The following is a 4,274-nucleotide window of genomic DNA, read 5'->3' on the forward strand; positions in this document are numbered from 1 at the left end:
GGCATTGCCAGCTGGCAACGAGGCATTTCCTGTTGGCAATACGGCGTTCGCAGTTTAAAATGCGGCGTTCGCGCAGTGAAATTCCGCAGGGACGGTTTGCGGGATGCCGCTGGCGGCGGACGCAGGATATTTTGAAGGTGGCGGCAGCGCAGTCAAAAGACAAAAAAAAACGGAGCAGACAGCGATGATGACCGACGAACAGTTCAATGCCGCAGTCAGCGAGGCCGATGCGCTGGCAAGGACGCAGCCTGACCGGTATCAGCGCAAGATGTGGTGCCTGATCCTGCTCGGCGATCTCTATCTGGCAGCGATCACCCTGACGCTGCTTGCGTTCCTGACAGGGTCGCTGTGGGTCATCATCCGCGACGCAGGCTCGCCCGGCTGGCCGGGCTGGCAGACCGCGCTCGGCCTTTCCGTCCTAATCTGGGCAGGCTGGCTGACGCGCAAGCTGCTGCTGATGCAAGGCGGACGCAAGCCGGAGGCCGGCATTCCGATCACCCGGCAGCAGGCCCCGGAGCTGTTCGCCCTGCTGGACAGGCTGTGCTCTCAGGCGGACGCGCTGCCGCTCCGCCAAGTGCTGATCACAGACGCGTTTTATGCGGGCGTGGAGCAGCTGCCGCGCCTCGGCATCTTTGGCTGGCATCAGAGAAAGCTGCTGCTCGGCCTGCCGCTGCTGAAATGCCTGACCGCCGAGCAGTGCAAGGTCGTGCTGGCGCATGAGCTGGGGCATCTGTCCAGAGGCGGGCTTGGCAGGCTGTCGCGCCGGGCGCATTATCAGATGCTCCGCTGGACTGGGCTGGCTGACACCCTTGGCGAGAATCCGCACAATCTGCTCTTCAAGCACTTCCTGGAATGGTTCATCTCATACCTCGGTGCCTGCGCCTTTCCGCTGGCCCGCCTGACTGAACATGAGGCTGACGCGCTCTCGGTCCGCCTCGTGTCAAAGGAGGCCGCTGTTGAGACGCTTTCCGTCAGCAGCGTCATTGAAAGGTTTTTGGAGGAGGGCTATTGGCCGCAGCTGCGCCAGCTGGCGGACAAGCTGCCGGAGCCGGTCGCGCCGTATCGGATGATGGGGAAGAACCTTGCCGCTGAAGTGAATGCGGCGTGGGCAGAGCGCTGCATAGCTGCGGACATGGCAAGGACAACCGGCCTGATTGACACCCATCCTGCGACGCAAGACCGGTTCAAGGCCTTGCAGGCGGCTCCACGGCTTGTGCTGGCCGGAGCCGGGCAGAATGCGGCAGGGCTGCTCGGCAGTGCGCTCGGGCCTGTCACCGAGCAGATGGACAGAGAGTGGCAGGACAAGAACCGGGCGTGGTGGACGGAGCGGTATCAGCGCGTGCAGAACGGCCGCCGTCAGTTTGCCGAGCTGAACGCCCGCGTTGCGGGCGGCGCAGTGCTGACCGTGGAGGAGGCGTATCAGCGCGCCCAGCTGACGTGGAGCATCGGCCGCAACGAGGAGGAAACCTTCAAGCAGCTCCTCGCGCTGTATTATCGGGCGCAAGAGCATCCGCTCGCCAGCTTCGGTCTGGGTGCCTGGCTGCTGAACCGGGACTATATGCCTGAAGACGAGTATGATGAGGAAGACGGCTATGCCCTGCTGGAGCAGGCCATGCGCTTTGACGAGAGCTTCACGGCCCGCTGCTGCGAGATGCTGCGTGATTACTGCCAGCGGAATGGCAGAGACGAGGAGGCGCAGCACTGGGAGGAGAAGCTCAAGGCGCGGCTGGAGCTTGAAGAGGCGGTCAAGCAGGAGCGCAGCCAGGTCTTGCTTGCGGATCAGTTTGAGCCGCACGGGCTGGCTGAAGATGTTGTCGCCAAGATGCGCAATGCGCTGAAGAGTATTCCTGGGCTGCGCAAAGCCTATTTGGTGAGGAAGCGGCTGAAGCATTCCTCGCAGCCGCCTTGCTATGTCTTGGGCTATGCTGTCACAGCCTGGTTGCAGTTCGGAACGCGGCAGCAGGATGCGCAGAAGATGCTCCAGCAGATTCAGGCAGCCGTGGAATGCCCAGAAGAGATGCGGATTGTCAGCATGGAGGGAAAGAACCGGGGATTCCGAGGCAAGTTCAGCAAGGTGCCCGAAGCACGGCTGGTATAAGCAGGGGGCGGTTCGCGAACCGCCCCCTGCGCCTGCTGAAGGGTCAAATCGCCGCTTCGCCGCGCTCGCCGGTGCGCACCCGCACCACCTGCTCGACCGGCAGGACGAATATCTTGCCGTCGCCGATCTTGCCGCTCAGGGCCGCCTCGCGGATGGCGTTCACCACCGGCTCGGCCAGCTCAGCCCGCACCACCAGCTCAATCTTGATCTTCGGGTTGAACTCGACGTGGTACTCGGCTCCCCGGTACATCTCGGTGTGGCCCTTCTGGCGGCCATAGCCCTTGACCTCGCTGATGGTCATGCCGGTGATGCCGAGGCTGGTCAAGGCGTGCTTCACGTCGTCCAGCTTGAACGGCTTGATGATGGCTTCTATCTTTTTCATGCCCGCACCTCCGTGCGCCTGAGAGAATCTTAGAGATTGTATCCTACCTCGTTGTGCTGGGACAGATCAAGCCCCATCACCTCGTCCTCGTCCGTCACTCTGAACCCGGCCAGCTTGTCCGTGACCTTGAGGATGACGTAGGTCAGGATGCCAGAGTAGGCGAAGGTGACGAGCACACCGACCACCTGCTTCCAGAGCAGATCAGGGCTGCCGAAGAAGAGGCCGTCCGCGCCTGCCGAGTTGATGGCCTTGGAGGCGAAGAGGCCGGTGGCGATTGCGCCCCAGGTGCCGCCGCAGCCATGCACAGCCACCACGTCCAGCGCGTCGTCATACTTGAACTTTGTCTTCAGGCTGATGGCCAAGTAGCAGAGCACACCTGCGACCAAGCCGATGATCACTGCTGAAACCGGGCCGACAAAGCCGGAAGCCGGGGTGATGGCGACCAAACCAGCCACTGCGCCGGATGCTGCGCCAAGCACAGTCGGCTTGCCATGCAGCATCCATTCCGCAGCCACCCACGAGACCATTGCCGCAGCTGCCGCAATGTGGGTGACAAAGAAAGCCGAGCCTGCCACGGCGTTAGCCGCGCCCGCGCTGCCTGCGTTGAAGCCGAACCAGCCGAACCAAAGGATGCCTGCGCCGAGCACGCTCATGCCCAAGCTGTGCGGCAAGAAGGAGTCTCTGCCGTGGCCTCTGCGCTTGCCGATGTAGATCGCGGCCACCAGTGCGGCCATGCCGGAGTTAAGATGAATGACCGTGCCGCCGGCAAAGTCCAGTGCGCCCAGCTTGAACAGCCAACCGTCAGCCGCCCAGACCCAGTGGCAGACTGGCAGATAAACGATGGTCGTCCACAGCACCGTGAAGAGCAGAAAGCCGCTGAACTTGATCCGCTCGGCAAAGGCACCGGTGATCAGGGCCGGGGTGATGCTGGCGAACATGAGCTGAAAGGCGCAGAAGACAATGTGCGGCACGGTGGTCATGTAGCTGCTGCTCGGCTCCAAGCCCACGCCTTTCAGGAAGACCCAGTCCAAGCCGCCGATCACGCCGCCGATGTCCGGGCCAAAGGCGAGAGAATAGCCATAGGCCACCCACATCAGGCCGATCAGACCGAGCGAGAAGAAGCTCTGCACCACTGTGGACAGCACGTTTTTGGAGCGCACCAGGCCGCCGTAAAACAGGGCCAGCCCTGGGGTCATGAACATGACCAGCGCTGCCGCGATCATCATGAACGCGGTGTCGCCCGCATTGATCGCACTCGGATTCATAACACGTCCTCCTTCAGAGAAATTAAGTTGTTGCCGGAAGATACGCTCAAGGAACTGCGTTCTCCATCCCTTCTTTGCGTTCCGGTCGCGTCCTGCGCTGGTTATTGCAAAGTGTATGCCATTTTTGCGCTATCTCTGTCTTTTCGTTTAAAGACAGAATGTTGCTTGAACAAGCCTCTTTTCTTTCCGTTGCGGCAGGGGCTGTTTACTACATTTCTGAGAGGTATTCATGGGCATGACATACAGAAATGTATCGAGTTTGCCGCGAACAAAAAAAGCCGAACCCGTCAAAGAGTTCGGCGTGAGCAGGGCGCAGGCACTCAGATCAGGTCCACCAGATCGAACGCTTGGGCGGGTTGCCGTATTTCTCAAAGACATCGCCCGACTCTTTCAGCACCTCCTCCAGTTCCTCGACAGTGAAGTGATAGCCGTCCTCGGCAGCCAGCGCGACAAACTCTTCCTTGCTGGCTGGCACATCGTATTTCGCCTTGATCTTCTTATCCTTGCCGCCTGCTGTCAGCAGCTTTTC

4 protein-coding genes are annotated in these 4,274 nt (G+C 61.1%); 1 reads left to right on the forward strand and 3 read right to left on the reverse strand.

Features of this window, described 5'->3' with window-relative positions:
* The first annotated feature begins 184 nt into the window (after positions 1-184).
* Positions 185-2,098: a M48 family metallopeptidase gene (locus ACNKID_RS06540; protein WP_417912631.1), complete on the forward strand. Its 1,914-nt coding sequence runs from the start codon at positions 185-187 to the stop codon at positions 2,096-2,098.
* 43 nt (positions 2,099-2,141) lie between these two features.
* Here the strand turns inward: ACNKID_RS06540 and ACNKID_RS06545 are convergent, their stop codons facing one another.
* The 3 genes from ACNKID_RS06545 to ACNKID_RS06555 all read right to left on the reverse strand — a co-directional run.
* Positions 2,142-2,480 (reverse strand): P-II family nitrogen regulator, encoded by a 339-nt coding sequence (locus ACNKID_RS06545; RefSeq protein ID WP_417912632.1) that lies wholly within the window; start codon positions 2,478-2,480, stop codon positions 2,142-2,144.
* A 29-nt stretch (positions 2,481-2,509) separates the two neighbouring features.
* The gene (locus ACNKID_RS06550; protein WP_417912639.1) at positions 2,510-3,730 is read right to left on the reverse strand and encodes an ammonium transporter; all 1,221 of its coding nucleotides are present in this window, start codon (positions 3,728-3,730) and stop codon (positions 2,510-2,512) included.
* 340 nt (positions 3,731-4,070) lie between these two features.
* The coding region (locus ACNKID_RS06555; protein WP_417912633.1) for a Nif11-like leader peptide family natural product precursor at positions 4,071-4,274 on the reverse strand (204 nt) is incomplete at its 5' end.

Origin of the sequence: Candidatus Electronema sp. TJ, assembly GCF_048287355.1 — a bacterium.
Classification (GTDB): domain Bacteria; phylum Desulfobacterota; class Desulfobulbia; order Desulfobulbales; family Desulfobulbaceae; genus Electronema.

What these genes read in the sequence shown, in the direction of transcription:
- ACNKID_RS06540 (WP_417912631.1), top strand. Translation starts at nt 185, where the DNA reads ATGATGACCGACGAACAGTTCAATGCCGCAGTCAGCGAGGCCGATGCG.
- ACNKID_RS06545 (WP_417912632.1), bottom strand. Translation starts at nt 2,480, where the DNA reads ATGAAAAAGATAGAAGCCATCATCAAGCCGTTCAAGCTGGACGACGTG.